A 25,947-nucleotide genomic window follows, 5' to 3' on the forward strand; every position below is an offset into this window, starting at 1 on the left:
TGCTTGGGATGGGCTTGTTTGCAGCCTGGCTTGGCGCATGCCGCGCCGGATTCCGGACGAACGGAGGATGGCGCGGGTTATGTCGCCCGCCAGGACGGCCTGCGGGCCTTGTTCGATGCTATTTCCGCCAAATTGAAAAAGCCGGTGATTCTGAGCAAGCAGGCGGCCCGCAAGCAGGTGAGCGGCGAGTTCGACCTGGGCAATGCCCAGGCTTTGCTGGAAAAGCTGACGCAGCAGCTGAGCCTGATCTGGTACTACGACGGCCAGGCCATCTACGTTTACGACTCCAGCGAGACGCGCAACTCGGTGGTGCTGTTGCGCAATGTTTCGTTGACCACATTGAACGGCTTTCTGCGCAAATCCGGCTTGTACGACAAGCGCTATCCGCTGCGCGGCGACAATCGCAGCGGCACCTTCTATCTGTCTGGCCCGCCGGTATACGTGGATATGGTGAGCAATGCCGCCAGCTTCATGGACAAGCAGAGCGAGGGCATGGACCTGGGCCGGCAGAAGATAGGCGTGATCAAGCTCAGCAATACTTTTGTCGGCGATCGCAGCTATGAGATGCGCGATCAGAAAATCGTCATTCCCGGCATGGCCACGGTGATAGAAAAACTGCTGGCGGGCGAGGAGAAGTCGGTGCTGGCGTCGCAATCGTCCGCTCCCGCGGCAAACGATGCCGCCGCGAAGACGTCGCTGCCGGCCGGTTTGCCGCCCTTGCCCGGTTTGGCGGACGCCAAAGCCGCATCCGCTCAAGCCGGCGCCATGCCGCCGGATCCGTTCGCCCGTCCCGCCGCCGCCGGCGACATCAAGGTGATCGCCTATCCGGATACCAACAGCTTGCTGGTCAAGGGCTCGGCGGAGCAGGTGCGCTTCATCGAAGGGCTGGTGGCGGCGCTGGATGTGGCCAAGCGCCATGTCGAGCTGTCGCTGTGGATCATCGACATGGAGAAGGATGATCTGGACCAACTGGGCGTTGACTGGCGCGGCCAGGTGTCGGTGGGGAACAAGCTGGGGGTGTCGTTCAACGCCAACGGTTCGCTCAGCACGCTGGACGGCACCCGCTTCATCGCATCGGTGATGGCCTTGTCGCAAAAGAAGAAGGCCAATGTGGTGTCGAGGCCGGTGCTGCTGACCCAGGAAAACGTGCCGGCCATCTTTGACAACAACCGCACCTTCTACACCAAGCTGGTGGGCGAGCGCAGCGTGGATTTGCAGCATGTCACCTATGGCACGCTGGTCAGCGTGCTGCCGCGCTTCGCGGCCAACGGCCAGATCGAAATGTCGCTGAATATCGAGGACGGCCGGGAGGCGCGGGCGCCGGACTATAGCCAGGACAACAGGGATGCCGCCACGCCGGAAGTGGGACGGACCCGGATCAGCACGGTGGCTCGGGTGCCGCAGGGCAAGAGCCTGCTGATCGGCGGCTTCACCCGCGACGCCAGCAGCGACGACCAGGCATCGATCCCTGTCTTGGGGCAATTGCCGGTGCTGGGGAGGATGTTCCGTTATCAGCGCCAGAGCCTGTCCAACACCGTGCGGGTGTTTCTGATCCAGCCGCGCGAGATCGCCGATCCGTTGACGCCGGACGCCAACGACCTATTTGGCGGCATCGCCAAGCAACAAGGCCTGGATGTGGATCCGCTGCAGCAGAAAGTGCGCGACTACCTGGGCCGGAGCGGCGGGGGCGCTGGCGGTGGAGATTAATGCCCGGCTCGCGCCAAGCATCGGCTTGCGCACGCTCAAGCAGCAGGCCCAGCTGGACGCCAAGCGAGAAGCCCGGCGCGATGCCTTGCAGCAGAGCGAGTCGCGGCAGGCCGACGCGCAACTGACCGAGGCGGAACTGGCGGAAGAGGCCAGCCCGGCGGCGCTGCTGCAGCGCGCGGCCCAGTCTTCGGATGAAATGGCGGCGGTGTTGACCCAGTTTCGCAGCCGGCGCGATTACGACAAGAAGCGGGGCAATCTGGCGGACAGCTTCGAGCGGGTGTTGGACGAGGACGCGCTGCCCAAGGCCGAGGCAGTGCTCAAGGTGGTCCAGTCGCATGAGGTTCCGGCCGAGGAGCTGCTGCGCAGGGTGCGTTCGCAGTTTCCGGACGACAGCGATCTGATCCTGGTGCTGCGTCAATTGGCGCGCCGCAAGCAACTGGACGAGGTATCGCGCATGCGGCTGCAGGCGCTGCTGGCCCAGGCGGAGGAAGAGGCCGATCCGCAGCAGCTGAAAGCGGGCGTCAACAGCGCGCTGAAGGCCAAGCTGTTCGGCAAGGCCCTGGATTTGAATCCAGGCCTGTTGCGGGCCAGTTACCGCCAGTTCCTGCAGAGCGAGGCGTCGGAGGCGGCGATTTATCAGGATTGGGTCGCCAGCTACGGTTATCCGCAGCGGGGCGTGGTGCTGGACTTCATCGAGGGCGCTTTGCTGGCGGATATTGATTCGCTGGACCCCAGTTGCTCGCGGCTGGAGTTCGGAAATCTGCTCGGGAGGCTGACCCAGCTCAAGCTGCTGCGCTCCGCCGATGGCCTGTTTGTCGGAAAGTTGCTCGGCAACCCCCTGGTGCGAGGGTTTAACTCCAGCGAGGCCGATTGGCTGTTTTTGCTGCTGTCGCTCTTGCAGCAGCCGCAGCAAGTGGACGAGCTCTTGGCGGAAACCGTGGGGGATACGGCGCTGTTGAGCCGCCATGCCGACCGCTCGTCTTTGTTGTACGCGCTGTATCAGGCCTGCAAGGCATTGCCGCCCAGGCTGTTTCCGGATGAGGAATGGATGGATGCGCTGCTGGATGAGTTCCGGCACCTGGCGGGCATCGCCTACCGGCATGAAAAAGTGGAGCGGCGCAACGAGGGGCGGGCCGCAGGGTAGAGAGCTGCCAGCCAAGCCCTGCCGCGCAGGATTTCGCTTGCTGCTTTCCCTTATGAAAGGCGCTTTGAGCGTCTGACTTTCTGGATGAACGACGGTGTTGACTTCTTTGTTGAACGGCGCGCGCTCGCGGCCTGAATTGCTGATCCTGTTGTTGATGGTGATGATCATCGCGATGCTGATCATCCCGCTGCCCACCTATCTGGTGGACTTTCTGATCGGCCTCAACATCGTGCTGGCGATGCTGGTGTTCATGGGGTCGTTTTATATCGACCGCATCCTCAGTTTCTCCACGTTTCCATCGGTGCTGCTGATCACCACGTTGTTCCGGCTGGCGTTGTCGATCAGCACCAGCCGTCTGATCCTGATCGAGGCCGACGCCGGCGAGATCATCGCCACCTTCGGCCAGTTTGTGATCGGCGATAGCCTGGCGGTGGGTTTCGTGGTGTTTTCCATCGTCACTATCGTGCAGTTCATCGTCATCACCAAGGGTTCGGAGCGGGTGGCGGAGGTGGCCGCGCGCTTCTCGCTGGACGGCATGCCCGGCAAGCAGATGAGCATCGACGCCGATCTGCGGGCCGGCATCATCGACGCCGACGCCGCGCGCGAGCGCCGCAGCGTGCTGGAGCGGGAAAGCCAGCTGTACGGCTCGTTCGACGGCGCGATGAAGTTCATCAAGGGCGACGCCATCGCCGGCATCATCATCATCTTCGTCAACTTCATCGGCGGCATCGCCGTCGGCGTGACGCAGCACGGCATGAGCCTGTCCGCCGCGCTGTCCACCTACACCATGCTGACCATCGGCGATGGCCTGGTCGCGCAAATCCCGGCGCTGCTGATCGCGATCAGCGCGGGCTTCATCGTCACTCGGGTCAACGGCGACAGCGACAATATGGGCCGCAATATCGTGGGCCAGCTGCTGGGCAACCGCTTTGTTCTGGTGGTGACCGCGGGCCTGGCGCTGGCGGTGGGCATGTTGCCGGGTTTCCCCTTGCTGGTGTTCCTGATCCTGGCCGGCGCGCTGGGGGCGTTGTTCTATTTCCGGTGGAAAGCGGCCAAGGCCGCCGCCGCGCCGCAGGCGTCCGCCGCGGGCAAGTCCGGCAAAGGCGGCAAGGATAAAACGCCGGCTCCGGCGGGCGGCGCAGCCAAGGGCGCGGGCCAGGGAAGCTCGCTGGGCCTGATCGAAAACCTGGATCAGGTGGCGACCGAAACGGTGCCCTTGATCCTGCTGGTGCCCAAGGCCAGGCGCGCCGAACTGGAAAGCCTGCAGTTGGCGGAGCGCCTGCGCAGCCAGTTCTTCATCGACTACGGCGTGCGCCTGCCCGACATGCTGCTGCGCGACTCGGCCTCGATGGAAGACAACCAAGTGGCGCTGCTGATCAACGAGATACGCGCTGAGTCGTTTGCCGTGCATTTCGATCTGCAGCGGGTGGTCAACTATTCGGACGAAATCGAAGCGTTCGGCATCCAGCCGCTGATGACCCCCCAGGGCGCCGGCCAGTGCGCTTGGGTGAAGCCGGAAGAGGGAGACAAGCTGGGCAAGCTGGGCTATCAGCTGCGTCCGGCGCTGGACGAGCTGTACCAGTGCCTGGCGGCGCTGTTGGCCCGCCATGTCGGCGAGTACTTCGGCATCCAGGAGGCGAAGCACATGCTGGACCAGCTGGAGGGACGCTATCCCGATCTGCTCAAGGAAGTGCTGCGCCACGCCACTGTGCAGCGCATCGCCGAGGTATTGCAACGGCTGCTGGCCGAGCGGATATCGGTCCGCAACATGAAGCTGATCATGGAGGCGCTGGCGCTGTGGGCGCCGCGCGAAAAGGACGTGATCAACCTGGTGGAGCATGTGCGCGGCGCGCTGGCGCGCTACATCTGCCACAAGTTCGCCCATGGCAGCGAGCTGCGCGCGGTGATGGTGTCGGCGGAGGTGGAGGACGTGGTGCGCAAGGGCGTGCGCCAGACTTCGGCCGGCGCCTTCCTCAATCTGGAGCCGTCCGTTTCGGAAGAGCTGATGGATCTGTTCGCGGTGGGTCTGGGCAGCTTGAACGTGGCGCACAAGGACATGGTGCTGCTGGCGTCGGTGGATGTGCGCCGCTTCATCAAGAAACTGGTTGAAACCCGCTTTCTGGATCTGGAAGTGGTGTCCTTCGGCGAAATCACCGACAGCGTGTCGGTGAATGTGATCAAAACCATTTGAGAGAGAGCAGCGATGTCGGCCGTTGATGAGCTTGTATCTGCGCCGGCCCCGGCCGGCAGAGGGCCGGCGCGATGAGGCCGCCGCGTCTGTTGCGTCGTCTGGCTTATCCGCAGCGCCTGTCCGGCCCCATTCTGGAGGCGGCCCTGCCGGATGTGGCGATTGGCGAATTATGCGAGATCCGCCGCAGCTGGCAGGACAGCGAGGTGGTGGCGCGCGCCCAGGTGGTGGGTTTCCAGGGCGCGCGCGCGGTGCTGAGTCTGATCGGCAATGCGCGCGGCCTGTCGCGCGAGGCGGTGCTGCAGCCCACCGGCAGCGCGCTGTCGGCCTGGATCGGCGACGACGCGCTGGGCGCGGTGCTGGACCCCACCGGCCAGGTGGTGGAGCGTTTTTCCAATGCCGGCGGGCTGGCTGGGGGGCGGAGGGGGATCGATGTCGATCCGCCGCCGTATTCGCAGCGGGTGGGGGTACGCGAGCCGTTGTTGACCGGGGTGCGGGCGATAGATGGTTTGCTGACTTGCGGCGTGGGCCAGCGGGTGGGGATTTTCGCCTCGGCCGGCTGCGGCAAGACCATGCTGATGCACATGCTGATCGAGCAGACCGAGGCCGATGTTTTCGTGATCGGGCTGGTAGGCGAGCGGGGCCGCGAGGTGACTGAATTTGTCGAGGCTTTGCGCCAGTCGTCCAAGCGCGACCGCTGCGTGCTGGTGTACGCCACTTCCGATTACTCCTCGGTGGACCGCTGCAACGCGGCGCTCCTGGCCACCACGGTGGCGGAGCACTTCCGCGAACAGGGCAAGCAGGTGGTGCTGTTTGTCGATTCCATGACCCGCTACGCCCGGGCTTTGCGCGATGTGGCGCTGGCGGCCGGCGAGCCGCCGGCGCGGCGCGGCTATCCGGCGTCGGTGTTCGACAGCTTGCCGCGCTTGCTGGAAAGGCCTGGCGCGACGGGCCAGGGCAGCATCACCGCGTTTTACACCGTGCTGCTGGAAAGCGACGACGAACCCGATCCGCTGGCCGATGAAATCCGCTCCATTCTCGACGGCCACATCTACCTGAGCCGCAAGCTGGCCGGGCAAGGGCATTACCCGGCGATAGACGCGCTCAAGAGCACCAGCCGGGTGGCGGGACAGGTCACCGAGGCCTCTCACCAGCAACTTGCCGCCGCGGTGCGCGGCTTGATGGCGCGCCTGGATGAGCTGCAGGTGTTCATCGACCTGGGCGAATACCGGCCAGGCGAGAACGCCGACAACGACAGGGCGATGCGGGCGCGCGACGCGTTGAGGCAATGGCTGCGCCAGCCCATGAGCCAGCATTCGCCGTTCGCGGCCACCCTGAAGGGCATGCATGAGCTTGTTGCTTAAGATCGGCGCGTTGTTGCGCCGTTGCCGGTTTGCGCAATCGCGCTGCGAGCAGGCGTTGGCGCAACTGGCGCGCCGCGATGGCGCCCTGCAGCGGGAAATCGACGACATGGGCGCGCAGATCGAGGGCCTGCGCCAGTTGCTGCATGCGCAGCGGCCGGCGGGAACGGTGCTTGAGCGCAGCCAGCTGTTCGCCCTGCACCGCAAGCAGGCGGTGATGCGTCATCGCATGCAGGACCTGGATTTGCAGATCGGCCAATTGCGCGAGCAGCGTGGGCAATTGGCGCAGCAGCGGGAGGAGCAAGCCGGTCTGCACCGGTTCTGGCTGCGCAAGGAAGACAAATACCAGCGTTGGGCGCAACTCAGACGTCGGCAGGAGCGCCTGGAAGCTATCCGGCGAGAAGAAAGCGAACTGGAGGAGAGGACGAAATGGGAACCGTGACGCCAAGCGCCGTCCATGGCGCGGCAATGAAGCTTGCCCTGGGCGGCGAGGACGAAGGCATGGACGACTGGATTGCCAGGTTGGAAGAGGGGTGGAGCCAGGAGGCCAAGCGGAAGGATGAGGATGGCCAGGCGCAAGCATGTCTGCAGCCATGGTTGCCGCTCCGCGCCGATCCCCCGTGGGGCGGAACGCCCGCGTTGAGCCATGGCGGCGGCTTGCAATCCGGCGGCGCGCGCTCCCCTGAGACAGGGCGGTTAGATTCCGGACAGACGCTGCGACCGGCCCCGCCGCAGCGTTTCGCTCGCGATGCGCCGCATCCAGTTCAGGCGGCCGTGGCGTTGGCGGTTGAGGCCAAGGTCGCGGCCATGGCCTGGCCTGTCCAGGCCGATGCCGACGGGGCCGCGGAAACGGAGCCGACGCCGTCGACGTTGCCGTCCTTGCCCGGGAAAGGCGAGGCAGCGGACCGGCGATCGTCGGCGGCGCAGATCGACGAGCCGCACCGGGAGGCCAAGTTGGAGCCGAGTCCGCGCGGCAAGAACCAGGAGATGGATGTCGTCGGGGCCAGTCTGCCAGCCACGGCTTCCTCGCCTCCACCGCAACGTTTGCCGGCGCCCGCGGGGGAACCGCCAGTCTTGAGTCGGCCACAGACGACCGAAGCCGCGCCACGGATTGATGCCGGCTTGCCGGTACAGCCGTTACAGCTGGCGGGAGAGCAGATCGCGGAGCGGCCGCCATCTCAGGGCCGGCCGCTGCCTGTCGTCGTGGAGTCGCCAAATGTCGTTCCGGCGCCGAGTGGTTTCGCATTGGCCACAAGCTCCACTCCGTTGAGGGAGCCGATCTCTTCGCATGGTGGGCGGGAGCCCGACGCTCCGCCTGTGGTTTCTGTCGCGGACAAGCCGGCGGCGGGCTTGGCATCGCCGCGGTTCGCCGCCGGCAGTCGGCCTGCGATGAAAGCCCCTGCAGAGGGAGCCGCTTCGCATGCGGAACCGGTTCTGGAACGCAAGCTTTCGCCGCAAGCCGAGAAGACAGCGGAAGCGCCGCCAGCCGGCGATGCGCGTGGGGAGCGTCGAGCCAGCCATGACGCGAGCTCCGCCATGCCCCCCTCTGCGCTGGCCGAGGGAACCGCCGTTGGACGGCAAACGCAATCCGAACCGATGCCACAGACGAAATTCGCGCCAGACGGCTTGCAGGCGGCGTACGAGGTTTTGCCCCAGCCTGTCTGGGAGCACCCGCTTGCCAAGGCGGACAGTCGGCAAGCGCTAGCGATCATGCCGGCTCTGGCCAGCGCACCCCCGGTGAGCGATTGGCGACCGGCGGCAGAGCCCAGTTCCATGCCAGGCCCTTTGTCGTCGCCGCCGCGAAGGCCTGCCGCCACGCCGCGCAAACCGCCGGAGGCGACGCCGGATGTCATGGCCTATGGGGCGGCGGGGATCCAAGCCTTGCCGTTAAGGCCGCGCGAGGCCGAGCCGGAGCCGCTGTTGCCCTCGGACAAACGGAAGAGCGCGCCGGTCAAACCCGCCGAAACGGAGCCAGCGCCGTCGGGGCTGAGTTACCGCTTTCAACGCTGGGGAGGCGAGCATGCGGTGACGATTCAAACGCAGGCGGGAACCGCCGGCTTGCAGTTGCAGTTACTGCCATCGGACAGCCTGGTGCAGCAGCGGCTGAGCGATCAGTGGCAGTCAGGTAACCCGCGGCAGTGGAGCCTTGGACGCGATGGCGGCGAGAAGCGGCAAGACTCCCAGCCGCAGGCCGAGCAGGAGGAGGACGATTGATGTTGAAGTTGCGCCGGGTGGACCGGCAGTCCCGGATGCTTGCGCAATTGGCGGCGCATTGGCGGGAGCAAGGCTGGAACGCGTCGATGGAGGCCGCTCCGCGCGTCGGCCGATGGCTGCCGGTGGGGGATGAGCAGCGGCGCTGGCACGGCTGGCTGGAGCCGCGGATCTGGCTGGAGCAGGTGGCGCCTGAACTGGCCGGATTGGCCAGCGGCGCCGTCGAGGACGGAATGGTGGCGCAATTGATCGCCGCTTGCGAGCCGCCGCTGGAGTGGCCGATGCCCGAATTGGCCTATCGCAGGCTGAGGGTGGGGGATGAGGTGGGCGGGGCAGCGTTGCCGCGCGGCGAACTATTGCGCGTGGAGACGCCGCAAGGTCCGGTATGGCTGGATAAGGTCTTGGCGGCGGAAAGTCCGATGATGGCAGCGGCCGACCCGCTTGCGCGCCTGCCGCTGCCATTGCGCTTCGAGCTAGGCGGGAGCGATATCTCCCTGGATTTGCTGCGGAGCGTGCGCCTAGGCGACATGTTGTTGATTCAGCAGCCGGCGGCTCGGGTGACCTGCAACGGCGTTGTAGTGGGACGTTATCAACAACTCGATGGGGAAATCAGGATGGAGTGGCAGGAAGAAGAGGCGGGCCAGGCAAGCGAAGCGGCCATGGGGAGCTTTGGCCAATTGCCGGTTCGGCTTGAGTTTGTATTGCAGCAGAGCCAGGTCACGCTGGATGAATTGCGGACGCTGTGCCAGGGACAATTGCTGCCGTTGGCGGCCGATGCCGAGCGGCGGGTGGAGGTGAGAGCCAATGGCGCGCTGCTGGGGCGGGGCGAGCTGGTGCAGCTGGATGGGCAGTTGGGCATCGAGGTGGCGCAGTGGCTGGGGGGCGCGGGCGATGTCGAATGACATGTCGCTGATCGCCTTGATGGCGTTCGCCACGCTGCTGCCGTTTCTGATCGCATCGGGCACCTGTTACATCAAGTTTTCCATCGTGTTCGTGATGGTGCGCAACGCGCTGGGGCTGCAACAGGTGCCGTCCAATATGACGCTCAACGGCATCGCGCTGATGCTGTCGATGTTTGTGATGATGCCTATCGCCCAGCAGGCGCACAGCTATTACCAGGACGAGCATGTCAGCTTCTCCAGCATCGACTCGGTGAGCAACTTCGTCGCCAATGGCCTGGATGGCTACCGCGCCTATCTGCAGAAATACTCCGATCCTGAGTTGGTGCGTTTCTTCGAAAAAGCGCAGGCGCAGCGGTTTGAGCAGGAGCAGGGCAATGCCGCCGCCTCCGAGCAGCCGTCCATCTTCGCGCTGCTGCCGGCCTATGCGCTGAGCGAGATCAAGGGCGCTTTCAAGATAGGGTTTTACCTGTACCTGCCTTTCGTGGTGGTGGATCTGGTGATCTCCAGCGTGCTGTTGGCGCTGGGGATGATGATGATGAGCCCGGTCACCATTTCGGTGCCGGTCAAGCTGGTGCTGTTTGTGGCGCTGGATGGCTGGACGCTGCTGTCCAAAGGCTTGGTGCAGCAGTACCTGGACCTGCCGGGCTGACGGCTTGAAGGGGCGCTTTCATGAATGAATTGGTATTCGCCAGCAACAAGGCCCTGTACCTGGTGTTGCTGATGTCGGCTTGGCCCATCATCGTGGCCACCGTCATCGGTCTGCTGGTGGGCTTGTTTCAGACCGTCACGCAATTGCAGGAGCAGACGCTGCCGTTCGGCATCAAGCTGTTCAGCGTCAGCCTGTGCCTGTTCCTGTTGTCCGGCTGGTATGGCGAGACGCTGCTGGGTTTCGCCCGCGAGGCGATGCGTTTGGCGCTGAGCAAGGGCTGATCGCATGCCCTTGGGTCTGTTCTTCGATATCCATGGCTGGGCGGCCACCGCGGCGCTGGGTTTCGCCAGGGTGGGGCCGGCTTTCTTCATCCTGCCCTTCCTCAACAACAATGTGCTAACCGGCGTGGCGCGGACAGCCGTAGCCATGCTGGTGGCACAAGGTTTGTGGCCGCATCCGGTCGCGGCGGAGCTGCCTGCCGACATGCCGCCATTCCCGTTGCTGTTGCTGCGCGAGGCGATGGTGGGGCTGCTGCTGGGCATTCTGCTGGCGTGGCCGTTCTGGGCGTTCCATGCGTTGGGCAGCATCATCGACAACCAGCGCGGCGCCACTTTCAGCAGCAGCGTCGATCCCGCCAACGGCGTCGACACCTCCGAGCTGGCCAATCTGTTCAACCTGTTCGCGGCGGTCATCTACCTGCAGGGCGGGGGGATGAGCCTGATGCTGGAATTGTTCGCGCAAAGCTATCGCTTGTGCGATCCGCTCTCCGCCGGCATGCCGGCCTTGTTTCCTGTGTTGGGCTTGATATGCAGGGTCATGGCCAAGGCCATCGTGCTGGCCAGCCCACTGGTGGCGGCGCTGCTGCTGACGGAAATGGCGCTGGGCCTGCTGTCGCGTTTCGCCCAGCAGCTAAACGCATTCTCGGTGGCGATGACGGTGAAGAGCGCAGTGGCGCTGTTGATTCTGCTGCTTTACTTCGCGCCGGTGCTGCCGGGCGCGGTGTCGCAGCTGTCGATTCGGCCGGAAGCCTTGTCCATTTGGCTGGCGGCGCCGCGCTGAGATGGCCGACAAGACAGAAAAGCCCACCCATAAGCGTTTGCGGGATTCGGCCAAGAAAGGCCAGTCCTTCAAGAGCAAGGACTTGATCGTTGCTTGCCTGACGCTGGCCGGCGTGGTCTACCTGGTGTCCTTTGGCTCGCTGGTGGAGTTGATGGGCGTATTCCGCCAGGCGATCGCGCATGGCTTCCAATTGGGCATGCAGGGCTACGCGATGGCGGTGGTATGGCTGGGCATCAAGCTGCTGCTGCCGATTTTCCTGCTGTGCGTGCTGGCTTCCGCCTTGCCTTCCTTGTTGTTGAGCGGCTTTGTGCTTGCCACCGAGGCATTGCAACTGAATTTTTCGGCGCTGAACCCGGTGGAGGGCTTCAAAAAGCTGTTCAGCCTGCGGACGGTCAAGGAGGTGGTGAAGGCGCTGCTATACCTGGCCAGCTTTGCGGTGGCCGCGGTGGTGGTTTGGCGCAAGCACAAGTTATTGCTGTTTGCCCAGCTTCATGGAGTCCCGATGGACATGGCGGTCATCTGGCGCGAGCTATTGCTGTCTTTGGTACTGACCTGTCTGGGCTGTATCGCCTTGATCATCGTCCTGGACGCCTTGGCCGAATACTTCCTGTTCATGAAGGACATGAAGATGGAAAAGGAAGAGGTCAAGCGCGAGATGAAAGAGCAGGAAGGCAATCCCGAGGTCAAGTCGCGCCGGCGCGAAGTGCATATGGAAATCCTGTCCGAGCAGGTGAAGTCGGATGTTTCCAACTCGCGGCTTATCGTCGCCAACCCCACCCACATCGCCATCGGCATTTATTTCAAACCCGAGTTGTCGCCGATTCCGCTGGTTTCCGTGCTGGAGACCAACCAGCGCGCGCTGGCGGTGCGGGCCTATGCCGAAAAGGTGGGGGTGCCGGTGATTCGCGATATCCCGCTGGCGCGGCGCATTTTCGCCAGTCATCGCCGCTACTCCTTCATCAGCATGGAGGAGATCGATGCGGTGCTGCGCTTGCTGGTGTGGTTGGAGGAGGTGGAGAGCGCAGGCCGGCAGTTTTTCGAGCAGGATGAGCAGGATGCGATTTAGCGCTTGGGATTGGATTGATCGCAATGAGCGATTCTTGAATGTTTGTTGTTGCTGATCCGGGTTTAATGATGGCAGCGGTTCTTGCTGTATGCGAATGCTTGCATAGCCGTTTCCCGCTGAAATTTCCCGGATGAACGTAGATTACTTGGGAGCGGAATAATGAATTTGAACGATATTGAAGACCAAAAAAAGTATGCCGAGATGGTGTGGGAGGCAGTGCGCGAAGGCGCTACCTTGAAAGACCTTAATGGCATACCGCAGGATATGATGGATGGCTTGTATGCGCATGCATACGATTTTTATCAGAAAGGAAAGCTGGACGATGCTGAAACTTTCTTTCGCTTTCTCTGTATCTATGACTTCTATAATCCGGACTATATTATCGGTCTGGCTGCGGTTTATCAGCTAAAAAAACAGTTTCAAAAGGCGGCTGATTTGTATGCGTTGGCATTTGCGCAAGCAAAAGGCGATTATCGGCCATTGTTTTTTATCGGGCAATGCCAGTTGGGCTTGCTCAAGGCATTTAAGGCCAAGCAGTGCTTTGAACTGGTGTGTGAATATGGCGATGATCAAACCCTGCGAGCGAAGGCGCAAGTCTATCTGGATGCATTGAAGGATGCTGAAGATGCAGAGGTTGGTGAGCATAATGAGGAGCCGGCATGAGTGGTATTGATCCTACTAATCCAAATATAAACTACCCCTCGGAGCATCAGCGGATGCTGAATGTTATATCCGATAAGGTGCGAAAGCCAGGGGCATTCATCGATACAATCCATCTGTCAACTGCTGATGTGTTGAATTATAAGGAAACGAACACGAAGGAGAGCGTAAAATATACAACGTCACCGTATTCTGCTCCTGGCTTGACAGTTCCTACATTTAAAGCAAAAAGCGATTTGGATAAGGGGGGGATGTTAGTCAAGATTCTGGGGGAGCTGATTAAATTGTTAGGCAATGTTAATGTGCAGCGCCTGGAAGCTCAGTTAGGGATATGGAAGGCGTTGATGGAGTCGCAAAGATTGGCAGGCGAAAAAAGCTCACAAGAGTTTACCAATTTGGTTAATGATTCGAATAAGGCAACGCAAGATTTTAAGCAAAAGAATGAAACTGCAAAAAATGATCAGGATGCCGCTGACAAGGCTAAGAGTGATAGGGATGTGGCCAAGAACAAATGGAATGGGTTGGCTGAGGATGATCCTGAGTATGGCAAAGCTAAAGCCGCATATGATAACGCAGAGGCTGCTTATAAAACTGCGCAAGGAAAGGCTGATACTTCTGCGAATACTGCGGCAGAAGCAGGAAGGGTAGCTAATGAAAAGGCTGCTCTTGCAGATAGGAAGTACTCCGAAATCATTAATAAGAATGGTAATAGCGAAATAGTCAAGGATGGAGCAAAGCTGCATCTGACGAATATGGCTCAGTTGACTGAGCAGTTGGCGGAATTTTCCAAACTGGTGGGCGAAAATGCAGAGAGAAGCTTAAGTAACGACCTTGCTTTGTTTAAGGCAATGCAGGAGTCGCGCCAGAAAGAGATGGAGAAAAAGTCAGAAGATTTTCAAAAAGAGGAGCGTAAGTCGGAGGCTTTGGGGTGTTTGGGGAAAATATTGGGATTTATATTGACTGCAGTTAGCGTAGTTGGCGCTATTTTTACCGGAGGCGCTAGCCTGGCGTTGGCCGCTGTAGGCCTGGGCCTGATGGTTGCGGATGAGGTGGGGAAAGCGATAACCGGAAAGTCATTCATGGAGGCCGCGATGAAGCCTCTGATGGATGCGATATTAAAGCCCCTGATGGAGGCTTTGAGCAAAATGATAAGCAAGATGCTAGAAGGTTTCGGCGTGAGCAAGGATGCCGCTGAGATGGTTGGGCATATTGTGGGGGGGATCATCGCGGCCATTGCGATGGTCGCCGTCATGGCGCTGGTAGCTACTGTGGGTAAAAGCATAGCCAGCAAAATGGGCGATGTGATCGGGAAGTTAATAACAGATGAAATGAAGAATTTAGTGCCGCAAGTGCTGAAAAATCTTTCCAGCGGTATAAGCAAAGGATTTTCTCGTGTCATGCAGAAAGGCAAGGATTTTCTAGCAAGCGAGAAAAATATGCCTGCTGGTCTGAATGAGACTCAAAAAATGGAATGGCAGACCTTGCGTGTCAAGAAAATGATTAATTATTCGCAAGGTGGCCTGGCTATTGCTGATGGCGCCACATCTGGCGCACGCGGCGTTGCTGAGAAAAAGAAAAGCGATGCATTGGCGGATATCGTGCTAGGCAGGGCGGAGCTGGACAAAATCAAACAGTGGATGAATGAGGCGGTGGAGACTTATGGGGCTAGCTTTAAAATCGGCCAAGATTTGATTGCAACCATCTCATCTAGCTTGAAGCAGAACGAAGATGCTGGTCGCCATGTGCTGCGGCGCAGCCACGCTTGACTACTTGGAGGAATAAATAAATGGCCGCGATAGAGAGTTATTATACCGGTAACGCAGTTTTTTTACCTAACGATGGCATAGATTCGTTGAGAGGGACGTCCCCTACCGCATCAGGGGGGACAGTTGCTTTCGCTTCTATAGTCATTGTCGGTACTGGTGGGCATGGTTCGTATTTATCTCCTGGTAGCCCTGATTTAACTACGCCTAAAGTTAAGGTGACGGTAGGGGTAATGAAGTTCTGGGATGAGAAGCTGCAAGATCTGAATTTGTCTTATAGCGCTGAATCTATTTCCAAAAAACTAGATGATCCAAGTTTTGATGTCAGTGGGATGTCTAATGCATTCACTATGATCATGATCTTATTAGTTGATGTGATGTCGAAGATACGCGCTGCTAATAGTAAAATGGAAAGCAAATTCATTGAAATCAGTTTTGCTGCGGCCAAGCATCAAGCCGCCGATATTCGCCAGCAGGGCATGTATGCGATGACTGCGGCATTTATTCAAGGCGGCGTGCAGATTAGCATGAGTTTTTATGGGGCCAAGCTCAAAAATGAAGGTTTGAATGGGCAGCAAAAAGCGCCTGGGGAAAAATCCCCTGAGTATGTAAATGCCAAGAAGCTGGAGATTCGTGGTGAATTCTTTTCCACTTCCGCACAAGGTTTTGCTACGATTTTTGCTGCCCCGATTAATTTAATGGGAACTTACAAGCAGGCGGAAGCAATAATAGATGAAGCGATTGGGAAGTCGGCAGGCACGGTAGCCCAAAATGAGCAAGAGCAGAAGAAAGGCGCTAGCGAGCAGATTCAGAACCTGATCAACCAAGTGCGAGAGATTTTTCAGAATATAGCAGCCACAATGGGTGAGATCGCAGGGAATATACGCGCTTGATGTCCGTGATGGCTTGCTTGATAGGCCGGTGGGATGCGCTCGGTGTTTAAGTAATTTCATATTGGGGAGTAGAGGTGGGACATGCTTGATGGGATTAAGGATTTTAAGCCGGTACCGATGCCGCAGTCTCAGTTCATAGTTAGTGCAGATCCATCGGCTGATTCGCCAACCAAGCCGGGTGTTGAGGTTAAGCATGGCATGCGTTCCAATTTGCCTGCTGAAGCTACGCAGCTGGTTCACACCTTGCATGCAGCGAACCACATGCGTGACACATTGTTTCCTGTGCAGAATGCATTGGATATGGGGCTATTGCCAGATGCCGATATGTTGGATGATAAGGAGTTGGCCGCGCATCAGCTGAAAACCAATTTGAGCGCCTTGTCCGCCAGTGGCGTGAAGGTGCCGGCGCATGTGAGGTCATTGTTCTCCAGTTTTCCGCAAATGGCGCGATTGGCGCCGCCATTGGCCAAAGAAGACGTGCGGGATTTTGCCGAGGGGAGGCAAGCTTCTCTTTTTAGCGATGTTGAGCTATGGGGGAAGGTTCACGATGGCATTGACAGCCTGAATAAAAATTACTTGCAGCAATATCAAAAGATTGTCAGTACCTATACCGATTTTTACAAGAACTTCAGCGATATGGTCTTGGGCAAGATAGGGGGGTGGGTTGAGTCTGTCAGGGGCGGGGATGGTAAAGCGGACAAGATTAACTTGCACGTGAAGGATATGACGGATGCGCTGGGTGATGTAGTTAGTAAGAGCGATTTGGTTTTGTACAAAGGAGATGATGCTGCCAAATGGTTTAAAGATATGACGGGCAAGGATAGTGGGGCGTCTAATGGGTTGAAGTTGGAAGGCAATCAAGTAAAGATAGATACGTCGGTGCTGGATAAGATGACAGAGAATCTGAATAGCTTGAAAAATCCGGGCAGCCTGGATAGCGCTGCATTTCAGGCGTGGAAATCCGGCTTTGACTCGCAGGCGGAGCAGTTGAAGAATACCTTGCAGGTACTGACTCAAAAATACAGCAATGCGAATTCTACCTTTGACAATATGGTGAAGGTACTAAGCAGTACTATTACGGCTTGCTTGGAAACGGATAAGTTATTTCTGCAGATTTAATTGCAACGGCAGAGGCTGGCTCAGCGTAGGCTAGGTTTTGAGAGATAAGAGCGCCTGCGACATTTATTGGTTTGAAAAGAGGAATGGCATGACTGTGGACGAGGTGGAGGATCGGGCAAGAACGGTGTTGCATATGGCCCTGGGAGTGGATGAACGCTATCTGACTCCCGAAGCCCGCCTGGTGGATCAGCTATACGCCGATTCCATGGAATTGCTGGAAATGGTGATGGGGCTGAATGAGGCATTCGGCATAGAAATCCGCGCCGAGGACGTCGCCGCCATCGACACGGTAGCGGATGTGTATGCCGCTGTCAGGCGCTTGGTGGGCGCGCGGGTTGAGCATGGGGTTTGAGGCGGGGGGATTCCGGTGTTGAGCTGCCATCTCCTGATGGCGCAGCCTGCTTGAGCCGGATGTTCGAGCGAGATGACTAGATGATGCATGAACACGTGCAAGCGTTGCCTGGCAGGGCGGCGCTGGCGAACGCGCTGCGCGATGGCGAATTCAGAATGTGCTATCAGCCGCAATTATCTTGCAATGCTTTGCGGATAGCCGGCGCCGAGGCGTTGATGCGCTGGGACAGCGTGGAGGCGCGGCGGGCGGTCAGCCCCGCGCATTTCATTCCCTTGGCGGAGGAGAGCGGCTATATCGTCGAACTGGGCGACTGGAGCCTGGCATCTGTCCTCCGGCAGATAAAGGCTTGGCAAAGCGCCGCGCCGTTGCCGGCGGGTTTCCGGATGGCGGTCAATTTGTCGGGTCGGCAAATGACTCCGCAGCTGCCGCGCCGGGTGGCGAGCCTGATGGATGAGATGGAGGTGGATCCGGCGTGGATAGAGTTTGAGATTACCGAGTCGTATCGTCCGAAGGACATGGCCTTGATCGCCAACATCGCCGCGCAGTTGCGCCGTTTGGGCGCGCGCATCGCCATCGACGATTTCGGAACCGGGTTTTCGATTATGGAATATTTACGTTTGATACCCGCCACCAGCGTCAAAATCGACTGCAGCCTCACCCGGCAGATAGTGGCTTGCGAGCGCGATCGCCTGATCATGCGCAATCTGCTTCAGATGATTGGCGATCTGGGCATGGAAAGCGTTTGCGAGGGGGTGGAAACCGCGGAGCAACTGGCGGCTATCTGCGATATGGGCGCCGACTATTGGCAAGGCTTTCTGTTCTCTCCGGCGGTATCCAGCGCCGATTTTCTGTCCTTGCTGACGAAAAGCGTTGCGGAGCGCTAAGCCCGGATGGGACTGTCAAGCGAGATGGGAACAGGAAGCGGTTCTGTCTATGGCTAGGGTATACTCCATCGATTCTGCGGCGCCAAGCCGCATAATCGCATTGGGGTGGACATGACTGAACAGAAATCGCTTCTTCCGATTGAACGCGGCAACGAGCAGTTGGGCGGCGCCATCGCCTCCAGGTTGCCGGTGGTGCTGGCTTTCCCGGAGGATAGGCCGATTGTCGGGCGCGATCTGGATGCTTTCAAAGAGTATTTCGGCGCGACCGTCGCCCAGGCGCTGGCGGCCTTGGGCATTCAGACTCATGGCCGGTGGTCGACCATCGTCAAGAAGAACGCGGATTTGCCGGTGGACGGCGCGATCGCCAATCTGGTGCGCTGGTATGCGGCGCACCCGGAGCGCTTTCCGTTCGGCCAGGTGGATATGCCGACATTGCGCTTGCGCTTGTCGATAAACCAGGATTCTTTCGCCCAGTTGTTCGGTCGGCGGAAGGTGGCGGTGTCGCACTGGGAGCGCAAGCAGGTGAAGCCGGAGCCGCAGGTGCAAATCATCGCGCGCGAGATCGACGATCTGTTGAAGTCGTACGAGCATCAGGCGGAGCAGGAGCGTGACGGCTCGCCGCGGATGATCGTGCAGCACTTATTGCACAAGCTGGATGAGATCGAGCAGGACAAAGGCTTGCGCTCCAAGGGGGAAATCCTGGCGGCGATCCGGGAAACGCTGCAAATGGAGGAGCAGAACATCCTGGTCAAGCAGGAGGCCACCACTCGCAGCCTGGATATGTTGCATGAATTCATGGATATCGCGGCGTTGAATTCCTCTTTGATCCCGGCGTCGCCGCCGCGGCGCAAGGCGAGCCCGCAGAGTTTGGCGCCAAGCGCGGAAGACTGACAGTCTGTCGGCGGCTTGGAGCGGGGATCAGCCTCTGTCCGCCAGCTCTCCCGCCAGTTCCCCCACCCGGACCAGCGCCCGCTGGTAGGCATCGTTCCACGGATAGCAGCACGACAGCCGCAGGCAGTTGCGGTAACGCCCCTTGGCCGAGTACATCGCGCCGGGCACCACGGTGATGCGTTCGGCCAGCGCGGCGCGGAACAGCTGCATGGTGTCGGCGTGGCTGGGCAGCTCCACCCACAGCAGGCAGCCGCCGGAGGGCAGGGTGGCGCGAGTGCCGTCCGGGAAGTGCTGAGCCACCGCGCCGCGCAGTTTTTCCATCTGGCTGATGAAGTGGCGGCGGATCAGCCGCAGGTGGTGATCGTAGCCGCCGCTTTCCAGGTATTCGGCCAATGTCTCCTCCAGCAGCGCCGGCTGGCCCAGGCTGCTGGAGAATTTCAGCCGCCGCACCTCGCTGAGGAAGCGGCCCGGCGCGATCCAGCCGATGCGAAAGCCCGGTGCCAATGTCTTGCTGTAGCTTGAGCACAAGAGGACCCAACCGTCGCGGTCGTAGGCCTTGACCGCGTCCGGCGTCGCGGCGCCGTAGAACAGCTCGGCGTGCGGCGCGTCTTCGATCAGCGGCACCTGATAGTCGTTGACCAGTTGCGCCAGCCGCCGCTTGGCCTCGGGCGGCATGGTGCTGCCCAATGGATTGTGCACGGTGGGCATCGCGACAATGGCGTTCAGCCGCTTTTCCGACAACAACAGTTCCAGCGCGTCCAGCGCCAGGCCGCTGGTGGGATGGGTGGGGATCTCGATCACCGACAGGCCCAGGTCCTTCAGCATCGGCAGCAGCGCGAAATAGGTCGGCGACTCCACGCCGACCGTGTCGCCGGGCTTGCAGACGGCCCGCAGCGCCAGTTGCAGCGCCTCGGTGCAGCCGTTGCTGATCACCAGCTCGTCGGCCGCCAGCACGCAGCCCCAGCTGACCGCGCGCTGGGCGATCTGGCGCCGCAGCCGCTCCGAGCCCGGCGGGAAGGGGTAGTCGGTGGTCAGCTCCGGCTGCTGGCGCAGCAGCCGCCCCATGATGTGCTTGAAGCGGGTGGTGGGGTAGAAGTCGCTGCCGCGGGGACTGGCCAGCGACAGGTCGATGAAGTCGGCCTGGTTCTGCACGCCCATCACCGCTTCGATTTGGTCCACCACTTCTCCGGTGTGGTGAACCGCGCTTTGGCGGCGCATCCGCGGCAACGGCAGGCTGGCGGCCGTTTTGACGTAGAAACCGGATTGCGGCCGGGCCTCGATCAGGCCGCGGTCCTCCAGCATGCGGTAGGTCTGCAGGATGGTGGACGGGCTGACCTTGTGCATCGCGCAGGCCTTGCGCACCGAGGGCAGGCGCTCGCCCGGGCGCACGGTGCCGTTTTGGATCAGCTCTGTCCATTCGTTGACCAGTTGCTGGTACAGCGTCTCGCCGCTCATGCTGGGCTCCTCGGCAGGTGTGGGATACAGAATGGTTCGGGCGTCGGTACAGTTTTGAATGAAACCGACCATAACAGTTTGGTCAATCAAAAACTGTTATGGTCTCAATTCTATTTTTCTGAATCTGTAATTGTCCAGTCAAAACGCCTAATATGACGACCTTGAATCGGGGATCTGCCCCGGAGGATCCGGCGCGTTGCCGGCCGCGGTTTCGGGAGTCGTCATGAATCTGCTTGCGCTTGTCACTTACCTGCTGGTGATGTCCATCACCCCAGGCCCCAACAATCTGGTGCTGGCCTCGTCCGGCGTCAATTTCGGTTTTTCCCGCACGCTGCCGTCCCTGCTGGGCATGGCGCTGGGCCTGTCGCTGCAGATCGGTCTGCTGTCGCTGTTCCTCGGCGCGCTGATGTCGCTGATGGCGTCCTTGCAGCTTTACCTGGCCATCGCCGGCTGCGTTTATCTGTTGTGGCTGTCCTGGAACCTGGCCCGCGCCGGCAAGGCCAAGGCGGGAGACGCCGGCGCGCGGCCGATGGGCTTCTGGGGCGGACTGATGTTCAACTGGCTGAATCCCAAGGTGTGGCTGATGGGCTTCAACCTGGTGATGGTGTTCCTGCCGGCTCAGATGAATCCCTGGCACGCGGCCGGCGTGTTCGCCCTGGTGTCCTTCGTCACCAGCCTGCCATGCATCGCGGTGTGGGCCGGCTCCGGCGTCGCCATCCGCCGTTTCCTGGACTCGCCGCTGCGGCTGCGGGCCTTCAATTGCAGCATGGCGGCGATGCTGGCGCTGACCGCGGTATGGCTGCTGGCGGAGATGTTGCCAGCCAACTCCCTGGCCGCCTTGATGGCCTGAACCCGATTTTTCCCGAGCCCGCGTTTGCGGGCTTTTTTGTTGGCGGCGTACAATAACGCCTTTGTGTTTTTCTCAGAGCCCAACCCATCATGATCCGTACCCGTTTCGCCCCCAGCCCCACCGGTTACCTGCACATCGGCGGCGTGCGCACCGCGCTGTTCTCCTGGGCGTACGCCCGCAAAAACAACGGCGTGTTCGTGCTGCGCATCGAAGACACCGATCTGGAGCGTTCCACGCCGGAATCGGTGAAGGCGATCCTGGACGGCATGCACTGGGTGGGCCTGGACTATGACGAGGGCCCGTTCTACCAGACCCATCGTTTCGACCGCTACAAGGAAGTGATCCAGCAGCTGCTGGCCAGCGGCCACGCTTACCACTGCTACTGCAGCAAGGAAGAGCTGGAAGCGATGCGCGCCGAGCAGGAAGCCCGCGGCGACAAGCCGCGCTACGACCGCCGCTGGCGTCCGGAAGCCGGCAAGACCCTGCCGTCCATCCCGGAAGGCGTGCAGCCGGTGGTGCGCTTCAAGACCCCGCTTTCCGGCGTGGTGGCCTGGGACGACGCGGTCAAGGGCCGCATCGAGATCTCCAACGAAGAGCTGGACGACCTGATCATCGCCCGTCCGGACGGCAGCCCCACTTATAACTTCTGCGTGGTGGTGGACGACTGGGATATGCGCATCACTCACGTGATCCGCGGCGACGACCACGTCAACAACACCCCGCGCCAGATCAACATCCTGCAGGCGCTGAACGCGCCGCTGCCGGTGTACGGCCACCTGCCGATGATCCTGAATGAGGACGGCCAGAAGATGTCCAAGCGCCGCGACGCGGTCAGCGTGGTGGATTACGCCGACAAGGGCATTCTGCCGGAAGCGCTGCTGAACTACTTGGCGCGCCTGGGCTGGGGCCACGGCGACGACGAATTCTTCAGCATGGAGCAGTTCGTCGAGTGGTTCAGCCTGGAGGCGGTGAGCCCGTCCGCCAGCCGCTTCAACCACGAGAAGTTCATGTGGCTGAACGCGCAGCACATCAAGGCCGCCGACAACGCCCGCCTGGCCGAGTTGATCGCGCCGCGCCTGGCCGCCGCCAAGGTGGACACCGCCAGCGGCCCGGCCATCGGCGACGTGCTGGCCTTGGTCAAGGAGCGGGTGCAGGACTTGAACGCGCTGGCGCTGGAAGTGGACTACTTCTACCGGAAGCGCGAACCGGCCGCCGCCGACGTGGAAAAGCATCTGGCCGGCGACGCCGTCGAGCGCATGGGCCGCTTCGCCGACCGTCTGGCCGCGCTGGAAGCCTGGACCGCCGAATCCATCCACGAGCTGTTCAAGCCGTTCTGCGCCGACGAGGGCATCAAGATGGGCCAACTGGGCATGCCGCTGCGCGTGCTGGTGTGCGGCACCACCCAGACGCCTTCGGTTGACGCGGTATTGGCCCTGATCGGCAAGGAAGAAGTGCTGCGCCGCATCCGCGGCTGATTCTGTCCGGCTGGCATCATCGCCCCCGCCGCCCTGATGGGCCGCGGGGGTTTTGTTTGCCCTCAGCCGGAGGCCAGCTGCGCCAGGTAGCGCAGGCCGCTGATGCTGGGGAAGAAGCAATAGGCGCCGCCGCGGGTGTGGATCAGGCGGGGAAAGCCGGTGATGCGTTTGTTGTTCTGTCCCTTGCGGCCGGCTTGGGCGTCGGTGAAGGAGCTTTGCTCCACGTGGTTGACGCCGAGGAACACATCTTCTCCGCTGATGTTGAAGAACGCGTTGCCTTGCTCCGACCCGCCGGGGCCGGTGGCCGATTTGACGAAATGGGAGTCCAGTATCCACTGGCTGGTCACGAACTCGAACTGGTTGCTCAGGCTGGCGTTGATGAAATAGCCGACCAGGCCGCGTTTCTGCTGATCCGGCTTGGCCGGATCGTATTCCGGGCCATAGGGCATGGCGCGCCGCACGATGCGGTGCGAAGGGCTGCCGGCGCCCACCACGGCGCCGTCGCGAGGATTGCTGCGGCGGATGTGCGAGCCGATCGGGCACTTCAAGCCCAGCGTGTCGTCCTTGTCCAGCGCGGGGTCGACGTAGTGGAAGGCGTTGAGTTGCTCCGGCGGCAGGGTGGCGCCTTCATCGTTCGGCATCAGGGTCAGCGGGTTGCCGTTGCGCCAGCGGCCGCAGACCTTGGCCGCCAGCATTTCCGCATCGATGCCCAGTTGGGCGGCGTAGGTCTGCAGGAAGCGCTCGAAGCCGGGCACGTCCTGCTCCAGGATGCGGAAGGCGGCGAAGCTGCTGTTGAGGGATAGCTCTTCCGGCTGCACGGTGTACTTGCCATTGCTTTCGTTGAGATAGCCGAGCAGGAATTCGCCGGTGGCCACCACCGGCTGATCGTCAGGAATGTCCCGCTTGCGCGGCGGGGCGCCGTCTATGGTGGGCTGGGCGATGCTGTCGCGGTAGCCGAAGTGCACCCGGTTGTCTGGCAGCGCCACGGCATCCTGGGCCGACAGCTCGGTCACGCCGGACGCGGCGAAGGCGCTGCGCAGCATGGCCGACGCCGACTCCAGCTGCGCCTCGCCGCCGTCCACCCACAGGCTGAGCAGCGCGTGTACCTGGCTGCCGTCGCTCAGGCCTCCTATCCAGTTTTGCGGCGCGCTGTCGTCGCAATCGCCGACGTCGGCGGCGACGCCCGGATCGGTGGCGCCCTTGTAGAAAGAGGCGTCGAAAGTCTGCAGCTGGGCATCGCTCAGCCCCAGCCGCGACAGGCCGACGCGGGTGAAGCTGATGTTCAGAAAGTGGACAGGCTTTTGCTGGCCGCGCTGGGCGGTGGCGATGGGCGGGAGCCCGAGTCGGCCGTCCGCCAGCTTGAGGATCAAATCGCCGGCGCCGGCCTTGTCGTCGATGCGCAGGATGAAGTGGCGGGCGCGCTCCACCCGGTAGCCGCGCAGGATGGTGCCTTGTACATCGTCGTAGGATATGGTCATGGCCGCTCCGGGAACGGAATGCGGCCAGCTGCGGGAAAGGCGCAGGCGGCCGCATGGAAAGACGGAGAAATTACAGGGACGCCAGAATCTCTTGCACGGTGGCATCGTAGGCTTGGTACAAGCCCTGGTTCAGGTCGTGCTGGGAGGCGTCGTTCTTGGCGATGAAGGCGGTGAAGGCGGCGGTGTTGTTGGCCACCGGAATCAGCTTCTCCGCTCCGTCCACGAAACGCAGCAAGGCATCGAAGATGGGGCCGACCTCTTTCACGAAGTCCTGGATGTATTTGTCGAAATTGCCGTCGTATTCGGTGATGACGGCGAGGACATAGGCTTTGCTGGGATTGATGCCGGGTTGAAGGTTGGGGACGGCGCGGTCCAGCAACAGGGTGCGGGCGTAGTGCACGGTGCCGATTGTCGTCAAGGCGTCATGCAGTTTCTTTTCATTTTCCTGGACGGTGGCGGCCAAGGCGATCAGGTCCGCGTGGGGCGCTACCGGCATCATCAGGGTGAGGGGACTGGTCATGGTTTCCTCCGCAATAGGTTGGTTCGAGGTTGAAACATAGAAAGCAGACAGTCTGTTCGATATGGTGCCGAATACGTAGCGCTTGAAATCACAGCCGCCCGGTTTGGCGATCTATGGCCTCGTCTTCGTGCTAGCGCCTCAGCCAGTGCCAGCTGGCGATGCCGGCCATGGTCATCAGCAGCGAGCCGCTGACATGCGTCGCGATGGCGGCGAATGCGGGCTGCAACTGGCCTTGGCGCAGCAAGTCCACCACTTCGGCGGAAAAGGTGGAAAAAGTGGTCAGGCCGCCGCAGAAGCCGGTGATGATCAGCAAGCGCCACAGCGGCGACAGCGACGGCATGTCGGCGAACAGGGCCACGGCCACGCCTATGATGTAGCCGCCTATCAGATTGGCCGCCAGCGTGCCGGGGGGCAGGGAGGGAAACAGGCTGTTCAGACGCAAGCCCAGGAACCAGCGCAACAGCGCGCCGACTGCGGCGCCGGTGGCGATGGCGAGTATGGATTTCCACATAGCGGCAAGGGTTGGAAGAAGATGATGGCCATTGTGCATCGGGACCGTGGGCTCGCCTAGCGCGGCTTGGCGCGCGGCGGCAAAAAAAAGAGCCCCAGGGGGGGGCTCTGAATTGCACCTTCGCTCAGGTGATCGAGGCTCGGTCCGAGACCTGGCATCGATCATGTCCCGCTCGCGATCCCGTTGGGGAGCGTGAACCGGACAAGACACATTATCCCGATGCGGCAGCCTTTCCCGTAGCACGATTGTTGATGGCTTGTGTGACGGGGTGTAATCAAAACGGCCTGCATTTAACACTTTCGCAAAAGAATCGGCAAATAGGCCTGGCATCCTGTTTTTGCCGTTATCATGATGTCTTTCAAACAGTCGGGAGCTAGCCTTGACGACGCCGTTGCCGGTGCTGGACACGCGCACCATCAGCATGCGCTGGGGAGACATGGATGCGGTGGGGCATCTCAATAACACGTATTATTTCCGCTACCTTGAGCAGATCCGAATCGAGTGGCTGCAGGGGATGGGCTTCGGCATCGAGCCGGAGGGCGTCGGTCCGGTGCTGGCCAGCACCAGCTGCGTCTACCGCAAGCAACTGACTTATCCCGCCACGCTGGACATCACCATCGAGCTGGAAAAGCTGGGGCGCAGCAGCCTGAAGCTGCGTCACCATTTCTATCGCCGCGACGATCCGGGCGTGGTCTACGCCAGCGCCGAAGTGCTGCTGGTCTGGGTGGACTACAAGGCCGAGAAGTCGGTGCCGATCCCGGACGAAATCCGGGAGGCGATAGAGCGTTCTACGGCCACGGTTTGAGTCC

General features: G+C 61.0%; 25 protein-coding genes. 21 read left to right on the forward strand and 4 right to left on the reverse strand.

The genetic code is table 11. The features are described 5' to 3' along the window. The first annotated feature begins 30 nt into the window (after positions 1–30). The 18 genes from sctC to ACY3GB_RS23530 all read left to right on the forward strand — a co-directional run bounded on the left by sctC (position 31) and on the right by ACY3GB_RS23530 (position 18,849). Positions 31–1,707 carry a type III secretion system outer membrane ring subunit SctC gene (gene sctC, locus ACY3GB_RS23445; RefSeq protein ID WP_463090860.1) on the forward strand — a complete coding sequence of 559 codons (1,677 nt, stop codon included), beginning with the start codon at positions 31–33 and terminating at the stop codon, positions 1,705–1,707. Next, positions 1,697–2,851: a type III secretion system gatekeeper subunit SctW gene (sctW, locus tag ACY3GB_RS23450; RefSeq protein WP_463090861.1), complete on the forward strand. Its 1,155-nt coding sequence runs from the start codon at positions 1,697–1,699 to the stop codon at positions 2,849–2,851. Before sctC ends, sctW begins: the two co-directional genes overlap by 11 nt. A gap of 94 nt (positions 2,852–2,945) precedes the next feature. Continuing rightward, positions 2,946–5,042, forward strand: a complete 2,097-nt coding sequence (locus tag ACY3GB_RS23455; protein WP_463090862.1) for an EscV/YscV/HrcV family type III secretion system export apparatus protein — start codon at positions 2,946–2,948, stop codon at positions 5,040–5,042. Between the two features lie 71 nt (positions 5,043–5,113). Beyond that, positions 5,114–6,403 carry a type III secretion system ATPase SctN gene (gene sctN, locus ACY3GB_RS23460; protein WP_463090863.1) on the forward strand — a complete coding sequence of 430 codons (1,290 nt, stop codon included), beginning with the start codon at positions 5,114–5,116 and terminating at the stop codon, positions 6,401–6,403. Further along, entirely contained in the window at positions 6,387–6,842 is a 456-nt protein-coding gene (locus ACY3GB_RS23465) for a hypothetical protein (RefSeq protein ID WP_347369287.1), read from the forward strand. The genes sctN and ACY3GB_RS23465 overlap by 17 nt, the downstream gene beginning before the upstream one ends. Next, positions 6,830–8,614, forward strand: a complete 1,785-nt coding sequence (locus ACY3GB_RS23470) for a SpaN/EivJ family type III secretion system needle length determinant (protein ID WP_463090864.1) — start codon at positions 6,830–6,832, stop codon at positions 8,612–8,614. The genes ACY3GB_RS23465 and ACY3GB_RS23470 overlap by 13 nt, the downstream gene beginning before the upstream one ends. Continuing rightward, complete coding sequence (locus tag ACY3GB_RS23475) at positions 8,614–9,513, forward strand: YscQ/HrcQ family type III secretion apparatus protein (RefSeq protein WP_463090865.1); 900 nt, start codon at positions 8,614–8,616, stop codon at positions 9,511–9,513. The genes ACY3GB_RS23470 and ACY3GB_RS23475 overlap by 1 nt, the downstream gene beginning before the upstream one ends. Beyond that, positions 9,503–10,162, forward strand: coding sequence for an EscR/YscR/HrcR family type III secretion system export apparatus protein (locus tag ACY3GB_RS23480; protein WP_463090866.1), 660 nt, complete (start codon positions 9,503–9,505; stop codon positions 10,160–10,162). The genes ACY3GB_RS23475 and ACY3GB_RS23480 overlap by 11 nt, the downstream gene beginning before the upstream one ends. A 20-nt stretch (positions 10,163–10,182) precedes the next feature. Continuing rightward, entirely contained in the window at positions 10,183–10,443 is a 261-nt protein-coding gene (locus ACY3GB_RS23485) for an EscS/YscS/HrcS family type III secretion system export apparatus protein (protein ID WP_046155940.1), read from the forward strand. 4 nt (positions 10,444–10,447) lie between these two features. Next, positions 10,448–11,221 (forward strand): type III secretion system export apparatus subunit SctT, encoded by a 774-nt coding sequence (gene sctT, locus ACY3GB_RS23490; RefSeq protein WP_463090867.1) that lies wholly within the window; start codon positions 10,448–10,450, stop codon positions 11,219–11,221. Position 11,222: 1 nt separating this feature from the next. After that, positions 11,223–12,287 carry an EscU/YscU/HrcU family type III secretion system export apparatus switch protein gene (locus ACY3GB_RS23495; protein WP_463090868.1) on the forward strand — a complete coding sequence of 355 codons (1,065 nt, stop codon included), beginning with the start codon at positions 11,223–11,225 and terminating at the stop codon, positions 12,285–12,287. Positions 12,288–12,446: 159 nt separating this feature from the next. Beyond that, positions 12,447–12,950, forward strand: a complete 504-nt coding sequence (gene sicA / locus ACY3GB_RS23500) for a type III secretion system translocator chaperone SicA (protein WP_463090869.1) — start codon at positions 12,447–12,449, stop codon at positions 12,948–12,950. Then, positions 12,947–14,713 (forward strand): type III secretion system translocon subunit SseC family protein, encoded by a 1,767-nt coding sequence (gene sctE / locus ACY3GB_RS23505; protein WP_463090870.1) that lies wholly within the window; start codon positions 12,947–12,949, stop codon positions 14,711–14,713. Before sicA ends, sctE begins: the two co-directional genes overlap by 4 nt. 20 nt (positions 14,714–14,733) lie before the next feature. Then, positions 14,734–15,603 (forward strand): IpaC/SipC family type III secretion system effector, encoded by an 870-nt coding sequence (locus tag ACY3GB_RS23510; RefSeq protein ID WP_463090871.1) that lies wholly within the window; start codon positions 14,734–14,736, stop codon positions 15,601–15,603. Positions 15,604–15,684: 81 nt separating this feature from the next. Further along, entirely contained in the window at positions 15,685–16,722 is a 1,038-nt protein-coding gene (locus tag ACY3GB_RS23515) for an IpaD/SipD/SspD family type III secretion system needle tip protein (RefSeq protein WP_463090872.1), read from the forward strand. Between the two features lie 88 nt (positions 16,723–16,810). Then, complete coding sequence (locus ACY3GB_RS23520) at positions 16,811–17,074, forward strand: acyl carrier protein (protein WP_463090873.1); 264 nt, start codon at positions 16,811–16,813, stop codon at positions 17,072–17,074. An 80-nt stretch (positions 17,075–17,154) separates the two neighbouring features. Beyond that, on the forward strand, positions 17,155–17,958 hold the full coding sequence (locus tag ACY3GB_RS23525) for an EAL domain-containing protein (RefSeq protein ID WP_463090874.1): 804 nt from the start codon (positions 17,155–17,157) through the stop codon (positions 17,956–17,958). 111 nt (positions 17,959–18,069) lie between these two features. Next, positions 18,070–18,849, forward strand: a complete 780-nt coding sequence (locus ACY3GB_RS23530; RefSeq protein ID WP_463090875.1) for a hypothetical protein — start codon at positions 18,070–18,072, stop codon at positions 18,847–18,849. 27 nt (positions 18,850–18,876) lie between these two features. Here the strand turns inward: ACY3GB_RS23530 and ACY3GB_RS23535 are convergent, their stop codons facing one another. Next, positions 18,877–20,304 (reverse strand): aminotransferase-like domain-containing protein, encoded by a 1,428-nt coding sequence (locus ACY3GB_RS23535; protein WP_463090876.1) that lies wholly within the window; start codon positions 20,302–20,304, stop codon positions 18,877–18,879. A 223-nt stretch (positions 20,305–20,527) separates the two neighbouring features. On the opposite strand from ACY3GB_RS23535, the gene ACY3GB_RS23540 reads away from it, so the two are divergent. Then, positions 20,528–21,154, forward strand: a complete 627-nt coding sequence (locus tag ACY3GB_RS23540; protein ID WP_463090877.1) for a LysE family translocator — start codon at positions 20,528–20,530, stop codon at positions 21,152–21,154. 86 nt (positions 21,155–21,240) lie between these two features. Continuing rightward, positions 21,241–22,629 (forward strand): glutamate--tRNA ligase, encoded by a 1,389-nt coding sequence (gene gltX / locus ACY3GB_RS23545; RefSeq protein WP_463090977.1) that lies wholly within the window; start codon positions 21,241–21,243, stop codon positions 22,627–22,629. 62 nt (positions 22,630–22,691) lie between these two features. Here gltX and ACY3GB_RS23550 read toward each other — a convergent pair whose 3' ends face one another. From ACY3GB_RS23550 to crcB, 3 genes are all read right to left on the reverse strand, one after another. Further along, a complete protein-coding gene (locus tag ACY3GB_RS23550) occupies positions 22,692–24,107 on the reverse strand; it encodes a Dyp-type peroxidase (protein WP_463090878.1) in 1,416 nt (471 codons plus the stop codon). Between the two features lie 70 nt (positions 24,108–24,177). Continuing rightward, on the reverse strand, positions 24,178–24,627 hold the full coding sequence (locus ACY3GB_RS23555) for a hypothetical protein (protein WP_463090879.1): 450 nt from the start codon (positions 24,625–24,627) through the stop codon (positions 24,178–24,180). Positions 24,628–24,757: 130 nt separating this feature from the next. Then, positions 24,758–25,138 (reverse strand): fluoride efflux transporter CrcB, encoded by a 381-nt coding sequence (crcB, locus tag ACY3GB_RS23560; protein WP_463090880.1) that lies wholly within the window; start codon positions 25,136–25,138, stop codon positions 24,758–24,760. Between the two features lie 379 nt (positions 25,139–25,517). Here crcB and ACY3GB_RS23565 point away from each other — a divergent pair, with 379 nt between their 5' ends. After that, the gene (locus ACY3GB_RS23565; protein ID WP_463090881.1) at positions 25,518–25,943 is read left to right on the forward strand and encodes an acyl-CoA thioesterase; all 426 of its coding nucleotides are present in this window, start codon (positions 25,518–25,520) and stop codon (positions 25,941–25,943) included. Positions 25,944–25,947: the final 4 nt, after the last annotated feature.

The organism is Chromobacterium sp. Ag138 (assembly GCF_055181315.1).

Bases quoted from the DNA above. Each gene is read 5' to 3' on its own strand.
- sctN (WP_463090863.1), top strand. From the start codon at position 5,114: ATGAGGCCGCCGCGTCTGTTGCGTCGTCTGGCTTATCCGCAGCGCCTG.
- ACY3GB_RS23465 (WP_347369287.1), top strand. From the start codon at position 6,387: ATGAGCTTGTTGCTTAAGATCGGCGCGTTGTTGCGCCGTTGCCGGTTT.
- ACY3GB_RS23470 (WP_463090864.1), top strand. From the start codon at position 6,830: ATGGGAACCGTGACGCCAAGCGCCGTCCATGGCGCGGCAATGAAGCTT.
- ACY3GB_RS23475 (WP_463090865.1), top strand. From the start codon at position 8,614: ATGTTGAAGTTGCGCCGGGTGGACCGGCAGTCCCGGATGCTTGCGCAA.
- ACY3GB_RS23480 (WP_463090866.1), top strand. From the start codon at position 9,503: ATGTCGAATGACATGTCGCTGATCGCCTTGATGGCGTTCGCCACGCTG.
- ACY3GB_RS23485 (WP_046155940.1), top strand. From the start codon at position 10,183: ATGAATGAATTGGTATTCGCCAGCAACAAGGCCCTGTACCTGGTGTTG.
- sctT (WP_463090867.1), top strand. From the start codon at position 10,448: ATGCCCTTGGGTCTGTTCTTCGATATCCATGGCTGGGCGGCCACCGCG.
- ACY3GB_RS23495 (WP_463090868.1), top strand. From the start codon at position 11,223: ATGGCCGACAAGACAGAAAAGCCCACCCATAAGCGTTTGCGGGATTCG.
- sicA (WP_463090869.1), top strand. From the start codon at position 12,447: ATGAATTTGAACGATATTGAAGACCAAAAAAAGTATGCCGAGATGGTG.
- sctE (WP_463090870.1), top strand. From the start codon at position 12,947: ATGAGTGGTATTGATCCTACTAATCCAAATATAAACTACCCCTCGGAG.
- ACY3GB_RS23510 (WP_463090871.1), top strand. From the start codon at position 14,734: ATGGCCGCGATAGAGAGTTATTATACCGGTAACGCAGTTTTTTTACCT.
- ACY3GB_RS23515 (WP_463090872.1), top strand. From the start codon at position 15,685: ATGCTTGATGGGATTAAGGATTTTAAGCCGGTACCGATGCCGCAGTCT.
- ACY3GB_RS23520 (WP_463090873.1), top strand. From the start codon at position 16,811: ATGACTGTGGACGAGGTGGAGGATCGGGCAAGAACGGTGTTGCATATG.
- ACY3GB_RS23525 (WP_463090874.1), top strand. From the start codon at position 17,155: ATGATGCATGAACACGTGCAAGCGTTGCCTGGCAGGGCGGCGCTGGCG.
- ACY3GB_RS23530 (WP_463090875.1), top strand. From the start codon at position 18,070: ATGACTGAACAGAAATCGCTTCTTCCGATTGAACGCGGCAACGAGCAG.
- ACY3GB_RS23535 (WP_463090876.1), bottom strand. From the start codon at position 20,304: ATGAGCGGCGAGACGCTGTACCAGCAACTGGTCAACGAATGGACAGAG.
- ACY3GB_RS23540 (WP_463090877.1), top strand. From the start codon at position 20,528: ATGAATCTGCTTGCGCTTGTCACTTACCTGCTGGTGATGTCCATCACC.
- ACY3GB_RS23550 (WP_463090878.1), bottom strand. From the start codon at position 24,107: ATGACCATATCCTACGACGATGTACAAGGCACCATCCTGCGCGGCTAC.
- ACY3GB_RS23555 (WP_463090879.1), bottom strand. From the start codon at position 24,627: ATGACCAGTCCCCTCACCCTGATGATGCCGGTAGCGCCCCACGCGGAC.
- crcB (WP_463090880.1), bottom strand. From the start codon at position 25,138: ATGTGGAAATCCATACTCGCCATCGCCACCGGCGCCGCAGTCGGCGCG.